General features: G+C 71.9%; 18 protein-coding genes. 14 read left to right on the plus strand and 4 right to left on the minus strand.

All coding sequences use genetic code 11. The features are described from left to right. Positions 1-9 precede the first annotated feature (9 nt). The gene (locus MANAM107_RS10910) at positions 10-711 is read right to left on the minus strand and encodes an Rv1486c family protein (RefSeq protein ID WP_223908270.1); all 702 of its coding nucleotides are present in this window, start codon (positions 709-711) and stop codon (positions 10-12) included. 115 nt (positions 712-826) lie between these two features. Between MANAM107_RS10910 and MANAM107_RS10915 the strand changes: the two genes are divergently transcribed. The 8 genes from MANAM107_RS10915 (at position 827) to ppk2 (ending at position 7,893) form a co-directional block, all read left to right on the plus strand. Beyond that, complete coding sequence (locus MANAM107_RS10915) at positions 827-1,666, plus strand: ABC transporter ATP-binding protein (protein WP_223908272.1); 840 nt, start codon at positions 827-829, stop codon at positions 1,664-1,666. 78 nt (positions 1,667-1,744) lie between these two features. Next, complete coding sequence (locus MANAM107_RS10920) at positions 1,745-2,221, plus strand: NfeD family protein (protein WP_223908274.1); 477 nt, start codon at positions 1,745-1,747, stop codon at positions 2,219-2,221. A gap of 59 nt (positions 2,222-2,280) precedes the next feature. Further along, positions 2,281-3,540: an SPFH domain-containing protein gene (locus tag MANAM107_RS10925; protein WP_223908287.1), complete on the plus strand. Its 1,260-nt coding sequence runs from the start codon at positions 2,281-2,283 to the stop codon at positions 3,538-3,540. A 126-nt stretch (positions 3,541-3,666) separates the two neighbouring features. Then, positions 3,667-4,233, plus strand: coding sequence for an HdeD family acid-resistance protein (locus MANAM107_RS10930; protein ID WP_223908289.1), 567 nt, complete (start codon positions 3,667-3,669; stop codon positions 4,231-4,233). 27 nt (positions 4,234-4,260) lie between these two features. Continuing rightward, entirely contained in the window at positions 4,261-4,764 is a 504-nt protein-coding gene (locus MANAM107_RS10935; RefSeq protein WP_223908291.1) for a potassium channel family protein, read from the plus strand. Positions 4,765-4,851: 87 nt separating this feature from the next. Further along, positions 4,852-6,102, plus strand: a complete 1,251-nt coding sequence (locus MANAM107_RS10940; protein ID WP_223908294.1) for a chloride channel protein — start codon at positions 4,852-4,854, stop codon at positions 6,100-6,102. Positions 6,103-6,110: 8 nt separating this feature from the next. Then, positions 6,111-6,965, plus strand: coding sequence for a TrmH family RNA methyltransferase (locus MANAM107_RS10945; RefSeq protein WP_223908297.1), 855 nt, complete (start codon positions 6,111-6,113; stop codon positions 6,963-6,965). 73 nt (positions 6,966-7,038) lie between these two features. Then, entirely contained in the window at positions 7,039-7,893 is an 855-nt protein-coding gene (ppk2, locus tag MANAM107_RS10950) for a polyphosphate kinase 2 (RefSeq protein WP_223913133.1), read from the plus strand. A 138-nt stretch (positions 7,894-8,031) separates the two neighbouring features. On the opposite strand, the gene MANAM107_RS10955 is transcribed toward ppk2, so the two are convergent. Next, positions 8,032-10,122, minus strand: a complete 2,091-nt coding sequence (locus MANAM107_RS10955) for a glucose PTS transporter subunit IIA (RefSeq protein ID WP_223908300.1) — start codon at positions 10,120-10,122, stop codon at positions 8,032-8,034. A gap of 381 nt (positions 10,123-10,503) precedes the next feature. Between MANAM107_RS10955 and MANAM107_RS10960 the strand changes: the two genes are divergently transcribed. The 4 genes from MANAM107_RS10960 to MANAM107_RS10975 all read left to right on the plus strand — a co-directional run bounded on the left by MANAM107_RS10960 (position 10,504) and on the right by MANAM107_RS10975 (position 14,471). After that, entirely contained in the window at positions 10,504-11,133 is a 630-nt protein-coding gene (locus tag MANAM107_RS10960) for a hypothetical protein (RefSeq protein ID WP_223908302.1), read from the plus strand. A gap of 37 nt (positions 11,134-11,170) precedes the next feature. After that, a complete protein-coding gene (locus MANAM107_RS10965) occupies positions 11,171-12,829 on the plus strand; it encodes an ABC-F family ATP-binding cassette domain-containing protein (protein WP_223908304.1) in 1,659 nt (552 codons plus the stop codon). Positions 12,830-12,916: 87 nt separating this feature from the next. Continuing rightward, entirely contained in the window at positions 12,917-13,306 is a 390-nt protein-coding gene (locus MANAM107_RS10970; protein WP_223908307.1) for a HesB/IscA family protein, read from the plus strand. A gap of 160 nt (positions 13,307-13,466) precedes the next feature. Next, positions 13,467-14,471, plus strand: a complete 1,005-nt coding sequence (locus tag MANAM107_RS10975; protein ID WP_223908309.1) for an FKBP-type peptidyl-prolyl cis-trans isomerase — start codon at positions 13,467-13,469, stop codon at positions 14,469-14,471. A gap of 120 nt (positions 14,472-14,591) precedes the next feature. Here the strand turns inward: MANAM107_RS10975 and MANAM107_RS10980 are convergent, their stop codons facing one another. Then, positions 14,592-15,215: a superoxide dismutase gene (locus MANAM107_RS10980; protein ID WP_223908311.1), complete on the minus strand. Its 624-nt coding sequence runs from the start codon at positions 15,213-15,215 to the stop codon at positions 14,592-14,594. A gap of 188 nt (positions 15,216-15,403) precedes the next feature. Here MANAM107_RS10980 and MANAM107_RS10985 point away from each other — a divergent pair, with 188 nt between their 5' ends. Further along, on the plus strand, positions 15,404-15,847 hold the full coding sequence (locus MANAM107_RS10985) for a DNA-binding transcriptional response regulator (RefSeq protein ID WP_223908313.1): 444 nt from the start codon (positions 15,404-15,406) through the stop codon (positions 15,845-15,847). Between the two features lie 43 nt (positions 15,848-15,890). Here MANAM107_RS10985 and MANAM107_RS10990 read toward each other — a convergent pair whose 3' ends face one another. Further along, positions 15,891-17,543 carry a DEDD exonuclease domain-containing protein gene (locus MANAM107_RS10990; protein ID WP_223913136.1) on the minus strand — a complete coding sequence of 551 codons (1,653 nt, stop codon included), beginning with the start codon at positions 17,541-17,543 and terminating at the stop codon, positions 15,891-15,893. A gap of 275 nt (positions 17,544-17,818) precedes the next feature. On the opposite strand from MANAM107_RS10990, the gene MANAM107_RS10995 reads away from it, so the two are divergent. Then, the gene (locus tag MANAM107_RS10995) at positions 17,819-18,703 is read left to right on the plus strand and encodes a lysophospholipid acyltransferase family protein (RefSeq protein ID WP_223908316.1); all 885 of its coding nucleotides are present in this window, start codon (positions 17,819-17,821) and stop codon (positions 18,701-18,703) included. Positions 18,704-18,754: the final 51 nt, after the last annotated feature.

Genomic DNA, 18,754 nt, shown 5'->3' on the forward strand with positions numbered 1-18,754 from the left:
GCGGCCGCCTCAGGCCAGGCTCCACCAGTCGGTGGCCGCCCCGGCACCCCGCAGGGCCACCCCCAGCAGCGGGCGCAGCACCTCGGCGCGGTGCTGCGCCTGCACTGCTGTGGCCGCGGCGCCGTCGTCGGACAGGGCCAGGCGGCAGATCCCGGCCAGGCGCAGGGAGCGCTCCAGCAGCTGGATGCGGCGCGGCTCCAGGGACGGGGGCACCAGGCGGGGGTCGAGCACCGCGGTGACCAGGTCGTTGAGGGTGTCGGCCAGATCGGGGCGCTCGCGGGCCAGGTCCAGCTCGATGAGGGAGTCGATGGCCTCCTCGGTGGCGGCATGGACCTCCCGGCGGGCCTGGCCGGCATCGAAGGAGGGCACCGGGCGGGCCAGGGGCTCGAGGTGCCAGATGACATTGGTGCCCGTCTCCTGGGGCACCAGCAGGTGCGCTCCGGCCGCGCCCTCCAGGACCACGGCCTGACCGGCCTGCGCCGCCCGCCCCTGGGCCAGGACGCCGTCGGCGGAGGGGGCCAGGACCGCCGCCACGCGCCGCAGGGGCCGCACCGAGTCCAGCCACTCCTGGAGCCCCGGGCCCTGGGGCTGGGAGGCCTGGCGGACCTCGTGGGCGCCGTCGGGGCCCTGGACCAGTGCCGGGCCCCGGGAGGAGGGCAGCGGCGCCCACAGGGCCAGGACGACACTGAGGGGGAGCTCAAGAGGATCCATGGGCGTACTTTACCGGTGGGTCGGCCGTGCCGCCCGGGAGCCATCGGCCCGGCGCCTGCCTCGCTGGGAGCGCACGCATGCGAGTCAGATCACGGCTCCGCGGTAGGGTAGGGCCATGACCAGCGTGCTCAGATTCGACGGCGTCTCCCTCAGGCGCGGCGAGACCCGCATTCTCGACCAGGTCTCCTGGGATGTGGATGAGGGGGAGCACTGGGTGATCCTGGGGCCCAATGGTGCGGGCAAGACGACGATCGCCAGGATGGCGGCCGCCCGGCTCTTCCCCTCCCAGGGCACTGTGGAGGTCCTGGCCGAGCGCCTGGGGCGCGTGGATGTCACCGAGCTGCACCCGCGGATCGGCCTGTGCTCCTCCGCCCTGGCCGCCCGCGTCGACCAGGGCGAGGACGTGCTGGGCATCGTCCTGTCCGCCTCCTACGGGCAGGTGGGGCGCTGGCGCGAGGAGTACGAGGACTTCGATATCGATCGCGCCCGGGGCCTGCTGGCCGCACTGGGGGCCGGGCATCTGGCCGAGCGCCGGTGGGCCGGCCTGTCCTCCGGGGAGCGCAAGCGCGTCGAGCTCGCCCGGGCCCTCATGCCCGATCCCGAGCTGCTCATCCTCGATGAGCCGGCCGCGGGCCTGGACCTGGCGGGGCGCGAGCAGTTCCTGGCCTCCCTGAGCGAGATCATCTCCTCGCCCGGGGCGCCCTCGATGCTGCTGGTCACCCATCACCTGGAGGAGATCCCCACCGGCTTCACCCATGCCCTGGCGCTGCGCCGCGGCCGGATCCAGGGGGCGGGCCCCCTGGAGCAGGTGATCACCGGCGAGGTCATGTCGGCCACCTTCGACCTGCCCCTGGAGGTCCGCCAGGACCGCGGGCGCTACTGGGCCCGGGGAGCGGTCGACGGCGCGCCGGGGGCCGCCGGGGCCGTTGAGACGGCGCCCGCACCCGCCCACTAGGGTCCGCTGGGCTCCACCGGGGCCCTGGACCCACCGACCGTTTTCCGCTTTCCGCCCACCCGTATCAGGAGGTAGCCCATGGGATGGCTGCTATGGCTCGCCGGGGCCCTTGTCCTCATCGTCATCGAGACCCTCACCGCCGAGCTGACCTTCCTCATGATCGCGGGCGGTGCGCTGGGCGCCGCCGGGGCCTCGGCCCTGGGCGCCCCGGCCTGGGCCCAGGTCGTCGTCTTCGCCTCGGTCTCCGCACTGCTGCTCTTCGCCGTGCGCCCCTGGGCCAGGCGCCGGCTGGCCTCGACGACGCCGGAGATGCGCACCAATGCCGAGGCCCTGGTGGGCCGGCAGGCCATCGCCCTGACGTCGGTGGACGACCAGGGCGGCAGGATCCGCCTGGACGGCGCGGAGTGGAGTGCGCGCCTGGCCTCGGCCGGGGGTGGCGAGCCGCTCGGCGCGGGGGCCCAGGTCAGCGTGGTCGATATCGATGGCGCCATCGCGGTCGTCGCCCCGTCCGCCGGCGCCGAGACCCGTGACGCGCGAATCCGGACCACTGACTGAGAACAAACTGAGAACAACGAGTAACCCAGCAGACCCCTATCTTCAGGAGGCCCTTCACCGTGGATGGCATCACCATCGTTCCCGTTTTCATCCTTCTGCTCCTCGCCGTGTTCGTCGTCGTCGCGATCTTCCGCGCCGTTCGGATCGTGCCTCAGAGCTACGCCATCATCGTCGAGCGCCTGGGCAAGTTCCAGGCCGAGTACGGGGCGGGCATGCACTTCCTGGTCCCCTTCATCGACCGGGTCCGCAACACGGTGGACCTGCGCGAGCAGGTCGTGTCCTTCCCGCCCCAGCCGGTGATCACCTCCGACAACCTCGTGGTGAGCATCGACTCGGTCATCTACTACCAGGTCACCGACCCCAAGCGGGCCACCTACGAGATCGCCAACTACCTCCAGGCGATCGAGCAGCTGACAGTGACGACCCTGCGTAATGTCATCGGCTCCATGGACCTGGAGCAGACCCTGACCAGCCGCGACCAGATCAACGGCCAGCTGCGCGGCGTGCTGGACCAGGCCACCGGCCGCTGGGGCATCCGCGTGAGCAATGTGGAGCTGAAGTCCATCGACCCGCCGGCCTCCATCCAGGGCGCCATGGAGCAGCAGATGCGCGCCGAGCGCGACCGGCGTGCCGCGATCCTGACCGCCGAGGGCGTCAAGCAGTCCCAGATCCTGACCGCCGAGGGTGACAAGCAGTCGGCGATCCTGCGGGCGGAGGGCCAGGCCCAGTCGGCGATCCTCAAGGCCCAGGGCGAGTCCCGGGCGATCCTCCAGGTCTTCGACGCCATCCACCGCGGCAACGCCGATCCCAAGCTGTTGGCCTACCAGTACCTGCAGACCCTGCCCAAGATCGCCAACGGCTCCTCGTCCAAGATGTGGATCGTGCCCACGGAGTTCACCGCCGCCCTGGATGGCATCTCCGGCGCCCTGGGCGGGCGCTCGGGCGGGCCCGGCCCCCAGGGCCCCTCGGGATCCTCGCCGGAGGAGCCCGTGGGGGTGGACCTGTCGGGCACCTCGGTGGACCTGGGCATCGCCTCGGATCTGGCCACCACCAACCTCCAGACCCCGGAGGAGGCCCTGGCCCAGGCCCGCGGGGAGGCGGAGTCCGCCTCTCAGGAGGCCAGTGAGGAGGTGCCCGGCGCTCCCCGCAGGGCGCAGGCCGCGCCCACGGCACCTGCTGGGCAGGCGGCACCCGCGGCGCCGCAGGCCCAGCCGGGTCATCCGGTTCAGCAGGGACAGGCGGCTCCGCCAGCGGTGCCCCCGGCACACAGGGACGGCGGGGCCGACCCCTACGGGGACTACCGCCGCCCCCAGCAGTAGGCCCGTGACGAGGCCCGTGCAGGGGCGCGCCGGCGGGCGCGCCCCTGCACGGCTGATCGGCAGGTTGACGGATGTGGTACCTTGACCGGGTTTTGTCACGCCTTCACTAGTAGAGGTGGTCTTGTCATGGGTCCCGCATCGCTCAAGGAGATGACTCAGCGCTCCTCCTCCGCTCTGCTCACCCTGGGTGTCCTGGGGGTGCTGTGGGGGCTGTTGCTCGCCCTGTGGCCCGGGGTCTCCACGCTGGTCTTCGCCATCATCTGGGGGGCCTACGCCCTCATGGACGGCATCACCTCGCTGGTCATGGCCGTCAAGGACCGCGGCGCCCGTGGCTGGCACCTGGTCTCCGGCGTCCTGGGGGTCATCGCGGGCATCGCCGTCCTGGCCAGCCCGGGCATCGGCGTGGCGGTCTCGGCCTGGATCCTGGGCGTCTTCCTGCTCGCCCGCGGCCTCACCGAGCTGGTGGCCGCTTTCGTCCCCGAGGCCGTCATGGACAAGGTCCTGCTCGCGCTGGGTGGCGTGCTGTGGATCCTCGCCGGCATCGTCGTCCTGGCCAACCCCGCCCAGGCGCTGCTCACCCTCACCTGGCTCCTGGGGATCCTGGCGGTGGCCTGGGGTATCACGCTCATCATCGCCGGCGTGCGCGCGCGCTCGGCGGCCAAGCAGATGCCCGAGTCCCCTCAGGCCGCCTGAGGCCCCTGAGCGGGAGGACTGGGAGCGATGTCCCGGCGCACGGTCGAGCATCTGGTTGTCGCGGCCCTGACCATCGGGGCCTTCTACGTCCTGCCGGTCTCCCCGGACAAGGATCTTCCTGCGCGCACCGGCATGTCGGTGGTGCTGCTCGCGGGCCTGGCCGGGGTGGTCATCCGCCAGTTGCGCTACTACTCCGAGAGGATCGGCCGACTGGTCAACGTCTTCATCGCCGCCGTGGCGATGCTGGCGCTGATCTGCTACGCCATCGCGGTCCACCAGCCCGAGCAGTTCACCGGCCTGGAGACGCGTACCGACGCCCTCTACTTCACCATCACGACCCTCTCGACGGTCGGATACGGGGACATCCACCCCGTGGGCCAGGCCGCGCGGGCCCTGGTGGCGATGATGATCATCTTCGACGTCGTCCTCCTGGGGGCCCTGGCCTCGGCCGTCTCAGACAGCCTGCGCCGGGTCCGGCAGGGCTCCTCCCGGGGGACGGGCCGGCCGCAGGAGGGCGGCGGTGAGCAGTGAGGCTCATCAGTGAGGCGCGGTGAGGACAGGGGCACCGGTGGGGCGCCCAGGAGTGCAGGAGTCAAAACGAATGATGGGGGCAGGACGATGATCGATGAGGCGAGCGCACCGGGGACTGTTGATGGTCCCGCCGGCGGGACCACTGGTGGGACCACCGGGCCGCACTTTCCGGCGCGCCTCTACGGCGTCGCCGTCGGCTATGGATTCGTGGCGGGTGCGGTCACAGGCGTGACCTTCTTCCTCATGAGGACCCTGCAGCACCTCATCTGGGATCACAGTCAGGCGCGGTGGTACACCGTGGCGGTGGTCATGCTCGGAGGTATCCTCATTGCCTCACTGCGCCATTACTCCCTGGAGGCGGACCTCGACGACCAGCTCGACCCCCGGGGCCCCACCTCCCGGCAGTGGCGCAAGATCGCGGTGCTGGGCCTGTCGGCCGTCATCGCGATCGGCTTCGGCGGGGCGATCGGCCCAGAGGCGGGCTTGCTGGCGGTGGTGGCCGAACTGTCCATCATCGTCAAGGACCGCATCGCCCGGACGCGGGCGGAGGCCGAGCTCATCACCGAGGCCGGCACGGCCGCGGCCCTCTCAGGGTTCTACGGCGCACCGCCCGTGGGCGCGGTCTACCGGGAGGGCGGGGTGCCCGCGGGGCGCCTGCCGATCTTCTGCGCCTCCCTGGCTGGCTTCGTCGCCTTCGTCCTGACCTGGCGCGTCCTGGGCCTGGAGTCCCACCCCCTGGAACTGCCGCCCGCCCAGGAGGCCACGCTGCCCAGCCTGCTGGCGCTCATACCGGCCGTGGTGGGGGCGGTCCTGGCGGCCCTCTACCTGCTGGTGCGCCACTGGCTGACGGGCCTGGCGCCCAGGCTCGGCTCCCCGCGCATGCAGACCCTCATCGGCTCCGCGCTGCTGGCGGTGCTGCTGGGCGCGTGGCCGGTGCTGCGCTTCTCCGGCCATGACGACTTCGGGGTGCTGGTCTCCTACACCGAGGAGGGGGCCTGGGGACTGCTGGTGCTCCTCGCATTGGGCAAGGTGGTGGCCACCGCCCTCAGCCTGGCCGCGGGCTGGCGCGGAGGGGACTTCTTCCCCCTCATGTTCGCCGGTGCCGGCGCGGGGGCGGCCACCCTGGCCCTCCTGCCCGCGCTCGATGCGCAGACGGCGATGGTGGCCGGCATGGCGGCGGCCACCGCGGTGGCGCTGCGCAAGCCCGTGGCCGTCTTCGTGCTGGTGTGGTTCCTCCTTCCCGATGTCACGGTCCTGGCCCTGGCGGTGGCCTGCATCGTGGGCGTCCTGGCGGCCAGGACCCTGCCCGCGAGGCTCTCTGCGGGCCACGGGCACTAGGCGGCGCCGTGCTCATCGACCTGCACGGCGCCGATGAGCGCCTGGCCGACTACACCGGCCTGACCGACGTCGCCCTGCGGCGCCGCCTGGAGACCCGGCGCGGCCTGTACATGGCCGAGTCCACCAAGGTCATCACCCGGGCGGTGGCCGCGGGGCACGCGCCCCGCTCCTTCCTCATGGCTCCGCGCCACTATGAGGAGATGGCGCCGGTGATCGCCGCCGCCACCGGCTGCCGGGGGCGGGCCGACGGCGGTCCGGTGCCTGTCTTCCTGGCACCCGAGGAGGTGCTGGAGTCCATCACCGGCTTCCACCTGCACCGCGGCGCGCTGGCCGCCATGAACCGCCCCGCACTGGAGCCGGTGCCCGAGCTGCTGGCCCGGGCGCGGGGCGGCCTAGGGGCCCGGCGGGTGGCGATCCTGGAGGACCTGGTGGACCACACCAACGTGGGGGCCGCCTTCCGCAGTGCCGCCGCCCTGGGGATGGATGCCGTCCTGGTGACGCCGCGCTGCGCCGATCCCCTCTACCGGCGCAGCGTGAGGGTCTCCATGGGCACCGTCTTCCAGGTGCCCTGGACCCGCATCGATCCGTGGCCCGCCATGGGCGAGCTCCACGGGGCGGGCTTCACGGTGGCCGCCCTGGCCCTGAGCCCCGAGGCGCTCACCCTGGAGGACTTCGCCGCCTCCCCGGCCTGCACGGGGGCGGATTCGCGGGTGGCCGTCGTGCTGGGCACGGAGGGTGATGGCCTGGGGCGGGCGACCGTGGCCGGGGCCGACGCCGTCGTGCGCATCCCCATGGCCGGGCAGGTGGACTCCCTCAATGTGGCCGCCGCAGCCGCCGTCGCCTTCTGGGCCCTGCGCTTGTAGGCCCCCGGGGAGCGTGCGGGCGCGGCGCGTGGGAGACTCGGGCATGGCCAAGAAGCACCCCAGGCACCCGAGGATGGACCGCGCCCTGTACGAGTCCGAGCTGCTCAGGCTCCAGGCCCGACTGGTGCAGATGCAGGAGTGGGTGACGGCCACCGGCGCCAGGATCGTCGTCGTCTTCGAGGGCCGCGACGCCGCGGGCAAGGGCGGGGCCATCAAGCGCATCACCGAGTACCTCAACCCCCGCGTCGCGCGCGTGGTGGCCCTGCCCGCCCCCACCGAGCGCGAGAGGACCCAGTGGTACTTCCAGCGCTACATCGCCCACCTGCCGGCGGCCGGGGAGATCTGCCTGTTCGACCGCTCCTGGTACAACCGGGGCGGCGTGGAGCATGTCATGGGCTACTGCACCCCCCAGGAGCACCGGCGCTTCCTCCAGCAGTGCCCGGTCTTCGAGCGCATGCTTGTCGACGACGGCATCCTGCTGCGCAAGTACTGGTTCTCGGTGTCCCGCAAGGAGCAGTACAAGCGGTTCGAGTCCCGCATGACCGACCCGATGCGGCGCTGGAAGCTCTCGCCCATGGACATGGAGTCGATCACCCGGTGGGAGGACTACTCGCGGGCCAAGGACGAGATGTTCGTGCACACGGATATCGATGCGGCCCGCTGGCATGTGGTGGAGGCGGTGGACAAGCGCAAGGCGCGGATCAACATGATCCATCACCTGCTCAGCTCCATCCCCTACAGCGGGGTGGAGCGCCCGTCCCTGGCACTGCCCTCCCGCCCCGCCTCCAACGGCTACCAGCGCATGGAGCGCTCCCTGCAGCTGGAGGTGCCCGACTATGCGGGGACGCTGAGTGCAGCTGACGCACGTAACAGGTATGTGGACCTGGAGGATGAGGGCCGTCAGGTCCAGGAGGAGCCTGAAGAATGAGGCCGCGGAGCGCCGGGCGGATGGGGCGGCGCCGATGGAGCGGATAGAGCGGGGCGGGGCGGAAGGGTCATCCCTTCCGCCCCGCCCCTGCGACTCCGGGGTTCCGGGGTCACTCGTCGGCGCTCATTCGCCGGTGGGTCACTCGTCCTTGGCGGTGATCCTCAGCAGTGGGGCGCCGGAGGCCACCTCACCGCTGGGGACGACCTCCACCGAGGCGAAGGAGGCGGTGTTGGTCACCAGCACCGGGGTGGTCAGCGGGTAGCCGGCCTCCTCGATGACCGCGCGGTCCACGACGACGAGCTCCTGGCCGGCCGTGACCCGGTCGCCCTGGGAGACCTTGACGTCGAAGCCCTTGCCCTCCAGGTTGACGGTGTCCAGGCCGACGTGGATGAGGATCTCCACGCCGTTGTCCAGGGTGATGCCGTAGGCGTGCCCGGAGGCGGGGGCCACGAGCACCTTGCCGTCCGCCGGGGCGGTCACCACGATGTCGCCCTCGGGGTTGACGCCGACTCCCTGGCCGACGGCGCCCGAGGAGAAGACCGGGTCGGCCACCTCATCGAGGGGCAGGACCGTGCCGGCCAGCGGGGAGACCAGCTCGGTGACGGTGCCGGGCACGAGGGCGGGCTTGACCTCGGCGGCCTCGTTGACCGGCTCAGCGGCGGGGCCGGTAGCCTCGACGGCCACGGCACTGGCGGCGGCGCCGTTGGCGGTGGCCAGGGCCTCGGCGCGCTCCTCCTTGGTGCGGTAGTCGGTGATGATGATGAGGGTCATCGAGGTCGCGAAGGCGGCGGCGATGGCGATGAGGTAGAGCACCACCGGGGAGAAGACCGGGATGGTGAACAGGGAGGTGAACACGAAGGTGGAGGCCTTCAGGCCGCCGCCCAGGCCCACGATGAGACCACCGACGGCACAGCCCACGAGCATGCGCGGGTAGATGCGCTTGAAGCGCAGGTGGATACCGTAGAGGCTCGGCTCGGAGATACCGCCCATGAGGCCGGCGGCCAGGGCGCCGGAGGCCGTCTGGCGCATGACCTTGTCCTTGTCGCGGATGGCCAGCACGAGCACACCGGCGGTGGCGCCGAAGCAGGCGAAGTTCCAGGCGCCCATGGGGCCCTGGATGAAGTCGTAGCCCAGGGTCTGGATGTTGACGAGCATGAGCGCGTTGAGCGGCCAGTGCAGGCCCAGCGGCACCAGGAAGGGGTAGATGAGCGGGATGAGGATGGCGAAGACGATGGGTGCGTGCCCGTTGAGCCAGGCCAGCCCGGCGCCGATGCCGTTACCGGCCCACACACCGATGGGGCCCAGGACGAAGGCGGTCAGCGGCATCATGATGACGAAGGCGAAGAAGGGCACGAAGACCATCTGGAGGTTGGCCGGGAAGATCCTGGTCAGCATCTTGTAGACCAGTGCCAGGACGGCCACCATCATGAGGGGTACGAAGACCTGGCCGCCGTAGTCATTGAGCTGCATGGGAAGGCCGAAGATCCTGGCCACACAGGATTCCGTCCCCAGGGTCGCGTTGGTGGTGCAGGTGACCTGGTCGGAGAACATGACCCCGGCCTTGTAGAGACCGGACCCCTCCTCGGTCTCGGTGTAGTTCGAGCTCAGGCTCATGAAGTTGGGCGTGAGCAGCGAGGCCATGATGGCCGTGCCCACCCAGGGGTCGATGTTGAGCTTCTTGGAGGCGTTGTAGGCCACCATGACGGGCAGGAAGTAGAACACCGAGCGCCACATGGCGTCCACGAAGACCCAGGAGGCGCCCTTGGCGGCATCGTCGCGGAAGTCGACCAGCCCGAAGGCGTCGAGGAAGGCCTCGAAGGCGATGATGAGGGAGGCGCCCAGCAGCACCGGGAGCAGGGGGCGGAAGGAGTCCGAGAGGTACTCGAAGAAGGCGTCGACGTAGGCGTTCTTGCCGCGGGCCTTGGCGCGCGCGGCGGCCTTGACATCGGCGTCGGAGCCGCCCGATCCCTTGGCCTTCATGGCGGGCAGGTTGCTGATGTCGTTGTACACCCCCTGCACGGCCCCGCCGATGATGATCTGGTAACGATCCCCCGACTGGGGCACTGCGCCCATGACGCCGGGGATCGCCTCGACGACGGCCTTGTCGACGACGGAGGCGTCGTTGAGCTCGAAGCGCAGGCGGGTGGCGCAGTGGGTGAGGTGGACGATGTTGCCAGCGCCACCGACGGCGTCGAGGATCGCCTCTGGGGTGGACGTGGTGGTTGCCATGTGGGGCCTTTCCCGGCGGCAGGGTCGATAGGGGCACCTGTATCGATGCGATCGGGGGCGACCTGCACACCGCTTGTCGTGTGCCGTCAAGGGAGACGGTTCGGGAACAGGCTACTGCCATGCGTCGAAATCTCATAGGACGGCTGGTTGCGGGGCTGCTCGGGGAGCGCGCCGGGCGGCCTCGAGCCCCTCCGGGCCCGGGATCACGGGGCGAGCCGCGCACCCCAATGCGTCTAAGTGACACCTGTGCGCCGCGCGGTTCACAGGGGCGCCGTCGTGCGGATGACGCGGCGTGCGCGGCGTCGCAGCCTGGGGCGGTGCCCCACCGGGGGCACCGCGTCATCCGCCGCGCAGCGATCCCGCCTTTGAGGAGAAGAGCCCATGAGCACCGCCACGACCCCGGACATCACGCCCGCCGCCCCCATCCTTCAGCCGCCGCCCTTCCCCAAGCGCCGGGAGGAGGGGCTCTACGGCCCCGCCGGCTGGAGCGTGCGGGTGGGGATGTGGCCACTGCTGGCCCAATGGCCCGATCCCCGGCGCAGCGTGGGCCTGGCCCCCGCCGGCTGGTGCGGGCCCTCCCTCATCGACACCGGGGCCGGGCCCGTGAGCGACTACGTGCCCTACCAGGGGCTGGATGCCGCCACCGCCCAGCAGCTCCTGGAGATCCTGCCCGAGGCCGCCCTGGCCGACCGGCAGAACCTGGCCCCCACCCTGGGGGCGATGCTCACCGCCTGCGCCCGGGCCGATGGCCAGGTGCGCCTGTCCGGCTACGGCATCGGCCCCCAGCGCGACGATGAGCGCCTGAGCGCCGAGGCCCTGTGGGTGGCCGACACTGACCTTCAGGACCTGCGCATCCACCCCGAGCACCGGGGCGAGTGCCAGTGCCAGGAGCTGTGGTCACGTATCGCCTCACGCTACCGCCTGGACGGCCTGGCCATGCCCGATGAGATCCTGCGCACCCGCCCCGAGTGGGCCTCGGGCGCGCAGGGCTGGTGGCTGTGGTGGGACTGACGTCCCTGGAGGGCCGCAGAGCCGTACGATGGCGCGCGTGATCAACGTCCAGGACCTCACGATGCGCATCGGTGCCCGCCAGCTCGTCGGCGGCGCCTCCTTCAGAGTCGACAAGGGGATGCGCATCGGGCTGGTGGGCCGCAACGGCGCCGGCAAGACCACGATGACCAAGCTCCTGGCCGCCAGCGCCGTGGCCCAGGGCTCGGGCCAGCCGGTGGCCGACGCCGATGAGCGCCATGGCCTGGAGGCCGTCGAGCATGAGGGCGCGATCAGCTGCAACGGCACCGTGGGCTACCTGCCCCAGGACACCAAGGTCGGCGACCTGGAGGAGCCCGCCCGGGGCCGTATCCTCTCGGCCCGCGGGATCGACCGGCTCCTGGCCCGCATGCGCAAGGCCGAGGAGCGCATCGCCACCACCGAGGGCGATGCCCAGGCCAAGGCCCTGGACCGCTACACGCGCCTGGATCACGAGTTCACCATGGCCGGCGGCTATGCGGCCGCCTCAGAGGCGGCCCGCATCGCTGCGGCCCTGGGTCTGCCCGACAGGGTCCTGGACCAGCCCATCGGCACCCTCTCGGGCGGGCAGCGGCGGCGCGTCGAGCTGGCCCGTGTCCTGTTCCAGCAGCCCGAGACCCTGCTGCTCGATGAGCCCACCAACCACCTCGACCACGACTCGGTGCTGTGGCTGCGCGACCACCTGCGCGCCTACTCCGGCGGCTTCGTGGTCATCAGCCACGACGTCGAGCTGCTGCGCGACACTGTCAACCAGGTGATGTACCTCGATGCCGGCCGCGGGGTGCTCGACGTCTACCACCTGGGCTGGGACGCCTACCTCAGGCAGCGAGGGGAGGATGAGCACCGCCGTCGTCGCGAGCGGGCCAACGCGGAGAAGAAGGCGGCCGCCCTGCGCGCCCAGGGGGAGAAGATGCGCGCCAAGGCCACCAAGGCCGTGGCCGCCCAGCAGATGCTCAAGCGAGCCGACCGGCTCCTGGCCGGGCTGGAGGAGGAGGCCCAGGTGGAGAGGGTCGCCCACCTGCGCTTCCCCGACCCCGCACCCTGCGGCAGGACGCCGCTGCGGGCCATGGGCCTGTCCAAGGCCTACGGCTCCCTGGAGGTCTTCGCCGGCGTGGACCTGGCCATCGACCGCGGCTCGCGCGTGGTGGTCCTGGGCCTCAACGGCGCGGGCAAGACCACGCTCCTGCGCCTGCTGGGCGGGGTGGAGGAGTCCGACTCCGGCCGGGTCGTGCCCGGCCACGGCCTGAAGATCGGCTACTACGCCCAGGAGCACGAGACCATCGATGACGCCGACACGGTGGTGGGCAATCTGCGCCGCGCGGCTCCCGGCATGGACGACACCCAGGTGCGCAGCATCCTGGGATCCTTCCTCTTCTCGGGGGCCGACGCCGACAAGCCCGCCCGCGTTCTGTCGGGCGGGGAGAAGACCCGGCTCGCCCTGGCGATGCTGGTGGTCTCCTCGGCCAACGTGCTGCTGCTCGATGAGCCCACGAACAACCTGGACCCGGCCAGCCGTGAGGAGATCCTGCGGGCGCTGTCCACGTTCACCGGTGCCGTGGTTCTGGTCACTCACGACGAGGGGGCGGTGGAGGCCCTGGCCCCCGATCGCGTCCTGCTGCTGCCCGACGGTGATGAGGACCTGTGGGGCGAGGAGTACATGGAGCTGGTCACCCTGGCCTGAGTCGCGCCGGAGGGCGTAGGGTGGAGCGGGAACAATGCTGGTGCCGCGGCCTCGCAGCACCTCAGCACCGCTTCACAGGAGAGACATATGGCACAGAGCACCCTCACCGACGCCGACGCGCAGGCCCCCGAGCACGAGGTCGTCCTCACCGAGACGGCGGCGGCCAAGGTTGCCAGCCTGCTCATCCAGGAGGGCCGTGATGACCTGCGCCTGCGCGTGGCCGTGCAGCCCGGAGGCTGCTCGGGCCTGGTCTACCAGCTCTACTTCGATGAGCGCCTGCTCGACGGCGACGCCCTGCGCGCCTTCCCCACCGGTGGGGCCGAGCTGGAGTCCGTGGAGGTGGTCGTGGACCGCATGAGCGTGCCCTACCTCTCGGGCGCCACCATCGACTTCGCCGACACCATCGAGAAGCAGGGCTTCACCATCGACAACCCCAATGCTGCGGGGACCTGCGCCTGCGGGGAGTCCTTCAACTGACCCGCGCCCCTCGACACGCGCTGCGCCGCCGGCTCCCCGCAGGAGTCGGCGGCGCCGTGCATGATGGCCCCACCCCTGCCAGCCCCTCCTGCGGGGGAGTATCCCGGCACTCCCGAGACATCGTCGTGACCGTTCTACCGCCTCATCTCAAGGAGCACCTGTGCGTCGCACGCCCCTGACCCTGTCCACCCTGGCCCTGGCGGCCTGCCTCACCCTGGCCGGGTGCGGGCAGGACGCCGAGCCCGACGCCGCCGCCTCCACCCCGGCGGCCCCGCCCACCGCCGTCGACTGCTCGACGGTGACGGTGGACTCCGACGCCGCGACCCTGCCCACCCTCTCGGGCGCTGACGGCGAGGAGCCGGCGGTCTCCTGGGGTGGTGGCCAGGCCCCTGAGAACCTCACGGTCAAGACCCTCACCGAGGGCAGTGGCGCGCAGATCGGCTCCGACGACGTCATCGTGGCCAACTACGTGGGCTGGGAGTGGGACTCCTCCCAGGCCTTCGACACCTCCTGGGGCCGGGGCGCCCCTGCCTCCTTCTCCCTCAAGGCCGTCATCCCCGGGTGGACCTGCGGACTGGCGGGCACGCACGTGGGGGACCGCGTGCTCCTGTCGATCCCCGCGGAGCTGGCCTACGGGGAGAAGCAGCCCACCCCCAGCGCGGCGGCCGAGCAGCTGCCGCAGCAGGGGCAGCCCTCGGGCGACCTGGTCTTCGTCGTCGATGTGCTGGGCGGCGGCAGCCCCGAGGAGATCTCCGCGGGCACCAAGGATGCGGTGGTGGAGGGGGAGGCGGCCCTCGCCGAGCGCGGCGTGAGCGTCAGCGGGAGCCTGGGGGAGGCCGCCACGATCACCGTCAATGAGGGCGCGGCCGAGCCGACCGAGCCCGAGGTCATCGTCCTGGCCCGGGGCAGTGGCGCTCCCCTGGAGGCCGGATCGAAGGTCCTGGCGCACACCGCGGGCGCCCCGTGGGCGGGCGGCCAGGCCGGCCAGCCCTTCTCCACCTGGGATCAGGACTCCCCGCAGGTGCTGGTCCTGGACGACCAGCCGCCGCTGGACAAGCTGGCGGGTGTGCCGGCGGGCTCCCGCGTGGTCATCCTCATGCCCAAGGACGAGACCACCGGCACCCCGGCGAGCGCCTTCGTCATGGATATCGAGCAGGTGCTCTGAGGCCGGCGGGCCGGCCCCGCCCCGCGCCGTCATGCACTCGGCCCCGGAAGCCCATGGAGGGCTTCCGGGGCCGAGCTGCTCTCAGCGCGCGTGGTCAGTGCGGCTCAGCGCAGGAATGAGTCAGCGCAGGATGAGGCCGCCGGCCTTGGCCACGGCCTCGGCCAGGCGCTCGGAGACGTCCTGCCAGTTGGCGATGTTCCAGATGGCGGCGACGTAGTCGGCCTTGACGTTGAGGTAGTCCAGGTAGAAGGCGTGCTCCCACATGTCCACCAGGAACAGCGGGACCGCGCCCAGGGGGAGGTTGGACTGGTGGTCGTAGACCTGGAAGATGACCAGCTTGCCGGAGATGGTGTCGTAGGCCAGCACCGCCCAGCCCGATCCCTGGATGCCCAGGGCGGCCGCGGCGAACTGGGCCTTGAACTTCTCGAAGGAGCCGAAGGAGTCCTTGATGGCCTCGGCCAGCTCGCCCTCGGGCTGGCCGCCGCCGTTGGGGGACAGGTTCTTCCAGAACACGGTGTGGTTGGTGTGGCCGGCCAGGTTGAAGGCCAGGTTCTTCTCCCACAGGTTGATGGCGCCCAGGTCACCGCTCTCGCGGGCGGCGGCCAGGGCCTCCAGGGCGGCGTTGGCCCCGGCGACGTAGGCGGCGTGGTGCTTGTCGTGGTGGAGCTCCATGATCCTCCCGGAGATGTGGGGCTCCAGGGCGGCGTAGTCGTAGGGGAGCTCGGGCAGGGTGTAAACGGCCATCGAGGTGCCTTTCTTCGGCGATGAAGCTCCAGCCCACACAGGTGGGACTGAAGTCCCGGACAAGGATGATGGTAGGCGCAGTGCTCTCAGCGGAGAAGAGGGTGGGCTCCAGCCACCTGTGATTACACTGACCGCTGAACGCTCTGCCCACGCACGGCCAGCGCCGTGCGCCGACAATGGAGGATCGCATGACCAATCAGGCCGCGTCCCAGCGCCTCGAGCTCCTCGTCTTCTCCGACGATGCCACGGTGCGCCGCGAGGTCATCGAGGGTGTCGGGCGGCGCCCCGCCAAGGGCCTGCCGCTGGTGTCCTGGAAGGAGGCGGCCACGGCCGAGGGCGTGCGCATGGCCATCAAGGACCGCAGCCAGGAGGGCCTGGCGCCCTTCGATGCGCTGGTCCTGGACGCCGAGGCCAAGAAGCTGGGGGGCATGGGCCTGGCCCACGAGCTGTTCACCGAGCTGGACCAGCGCCCGCCGGTGGTGCTGCTGACCGCCCGGCCCCAGGACGCCTGGCTGTCGGCCTGGGCCAAGGCCGAGGCCGTCGTCCCGCGGCCCCTGGACCCGTTGAGCCTCCAGGCGGCGGTGACGGCGGCGCTGACGGCCCGGCCCGGCAGCGTCGTCCCCGCGGGCTGAGCCCGCCCATCGCGCCCACGGGCATGGGGCCACGGCGCCGGGCTCACGGCTCGGCGTCGAGGACCTTGCGGTGGCGCGCCGCCGCGCCCAGGGGCCAGGCCAGGCACTGCGGGTCGCCCTCGACCTCGACCAGGCGCGCCCCCTCATCGAGTGCCCAGTCGGCCAGCAGGAGCGTCTCCTCCACGCTGGCGCCCTGCCCGACGCGCTCGGGGCGCTCCACGATCCTGGCGCTGGCCCGCAGGGCCTCAACCCCGGGGCGGGGATCCGCACCGGGCGGGGTGGCCATGGAGCCGGCCAGCATGCCCCAGCGCACGGCGATCAGCTCCCAGCCCCCGCCCTGGCGGCGCCGGGCGGCGATGAGGTGGGGGCAGGCCAGCAGGGGCCTGGCCCGCTCGGCGCGCAGTACCCCGTGCAGGAGGGCGCGCAGGCGGTGGGTCCAGGCGCCGGCCTCCTCGTAGCGCTGGTCGGCGGCCAGGGCGCTGATGCGCTCCAGGAGGGGAGTGGCCACCAGGTCGATGTGCCCCGACAGGCAGGCGGCCGCCTGGTCGGCGGTGGCGGGGGCGTCGTCGGGGCGCACGCGGCGGTGCGCGCCGTCCCAGCGGCCCAGGCGCAGGACGGACTCCGCGGCCCGCAGGGCCTCCTGGGCGCTGCGGCGCGAGGCGAAGGGGCCCACGGCGCCGGTGGCCTCACTGGTGGGCAGTACGGTGGTCAGGGACAGGCGGGGCTGGGGGCCGGGGGCCAGGCGGAGCCAGGGCTGCCTGCCGGGGGAGCGCGAGCGGCGGTTGACCGGCGGGTCGAGCTCGGCGATGAGCCGCAGCTCGCGCACCCGCGCCTCGATGAGGGTGGGGGTGGCGATATGGCGGACCTCAACGGTGGTGTCGAGCATCTGGGCGACCTTGCGGCGTTTCTCCGCGGCCGTGAAGTAGGAGCGCACCCGGCGCTTGAGGCTGGAGGCGCTGCCGACGTAGAGCACCTGGCCGGCCGCGGAGCAGAACTGGTAGACGCCGGGGCAGGTGGGCAGGGGGTCGGCCAGGCGGCTCTTGGCGCGCCGGCGCGCGGGGACGGGGTCGGTGGCGGTGGCCAGGTCCTCCAGGTGGGTGACCCCCAGGGGCGCCAGGGCCTCCAGGGCGGCGTGCAGGACCTCGACGGTGGCGCGCGCGTCGTCCAGGGCCCGGTGGGTGGGGCGGGTGGGGGAGCCCACGAAGGAGGCCAGGGTGGATAGGCGGTGGTTGGGCACATCGCTGCGGCTCCAGGCCCGGCGGGCCAGGGCCAGGGTGTCCAGCACGCGGGGCGCGGACCAGTCCTGGCCGCTGTGCTGGGCTGCGGCGCGCAGATGGCTGAGGTCGAAGCGCGCGTTGTGGGCCACGAGCACGGTCTCCTCCCGGGGCGCGGCGGCGTCGTGGTGGGCGGCGCCGTCGGCCCAGGTGAGGAAGGCCTCCATGGCGGCGCTGACGGCGGGGGCGCCGGCAACCATGGCATTGGTGATGCCGGTGAGCATGGTGATCTGGGCGGGGATGGCCGCCCCGGGGTTGACCAGGGTGGAGAACTCCTCCAGGACCCGGCCGCCGCGCACCTTGACGGCTCCGATCTCGGTCAGGGCGTGGGCCCCGGGGGCGCCGCCGGTGGTCTCGACGTCGACCACCAGGAAGGTCACGTGGCTCAGGGGCGTGCCCAGGTCCTCCAGGCTGGCCTGGATGCCTACGGGCGCCGTCGGCGGGTCCGGCGGGCCCGGTGGGCCCGGTGGGGGCAGCGTCGACGGCGGAGTGCTCACGTGGGCAGGGTAGGGCAGGGCGCCGACGTCGTTGCGACCGGGGCCCGCCCCGCCCGGGCGTGCAACCCGGTGCGCGCAGGTGCTCCCAGCCCCTAGAATCGTGCCCATACGCGAGCGGCCCGACGGTCCTGGCCTCATCCTCCCCTGGTGATGCCGGTCCCGCACGGCGACCGCCTGACCATGTAGTGACAGGAGGCCCCGTGGGATACGGACCCATCAAGGCGACAGTCGGCCCGGCCCTGGAGATGCTCTACCAGCCCTGGATCCGCGGGGAGGAGAACATTCCGGCGGAGGGCGCGGCGATCCTGGCCTCCAATCACCTGGCGGTCATCGACTCCTTCTTCCTGCCGCTGCTGGTGGATCGCGAGGTGGCCTTCATCGGCAAGGCCGACTACTTCACCGGCAAGGGGATCAAGGGCTGGGCGGTGAAGAACTTCATGAAGACGGTGGGCACGATCCCGGTGGACCGCAGTGGGGGCAAGGCCTCCCAGGCGGCTCTCCAGGCGGGGATCGACCGCCTGCGCGCGGGGCACCTGTTCGGCATCTACCCCGAGGGCACCCGCAGCCCCGATGGGCGCCTCTACCGCGGCAAGACGGGCGTGGCCCGCATCACCCTGGCGACGGGGGCCCCGGTGGTGCCGGTGGCCATGATCGGCTCGAACCTGGCCCAGCCGATCGGCCAGGCGATCCCCTCGACCCGCCATCGGGTGGGGATCGTCATTGGCGAGCCGCTGGACTTCTCGCGCTACAAGGGGCTGGAGAACGACCGCTTCGTCCTGCGCTCGATCACCGATGAGATCATGTACGCCCTCATGGCCCTCTCGGGCCAGGAGTATGTGGACCTGTATGCGGCGGATGTGAAGAACGCGATGGACGCGGAGAAGAAGACGGCCGACGAGGTGGTCGCCGAGATGCTTCAGGCCCAGGCCCAGCGCCGCCCGGCAGCCGCGCCCGTGTCCGCCCCCGGCGGCCGCCCCGCCCCCGAGGTCAGCGTGCCCGAGCCGCCGGACGAGGCCGAGGACAGGCCCGCCGAGAGCGGAGGGGACGGCGAGGATGCGGGTAACGCTCCTTCTGCGGATATGTGAGAACGACCGCTGAGGGCGGGCGGCCGCGCCTTAGGTACCCGCGATAACGTT

This window comes from Actinomyces capricornis (genome assembly GCF_019974135.1).
GTDB lineage: Bacteria > Actinomycetota > Actinomycetes > Actinomycetales > Actinomycetaceae > Actinomyces > Actinomyces capricornis.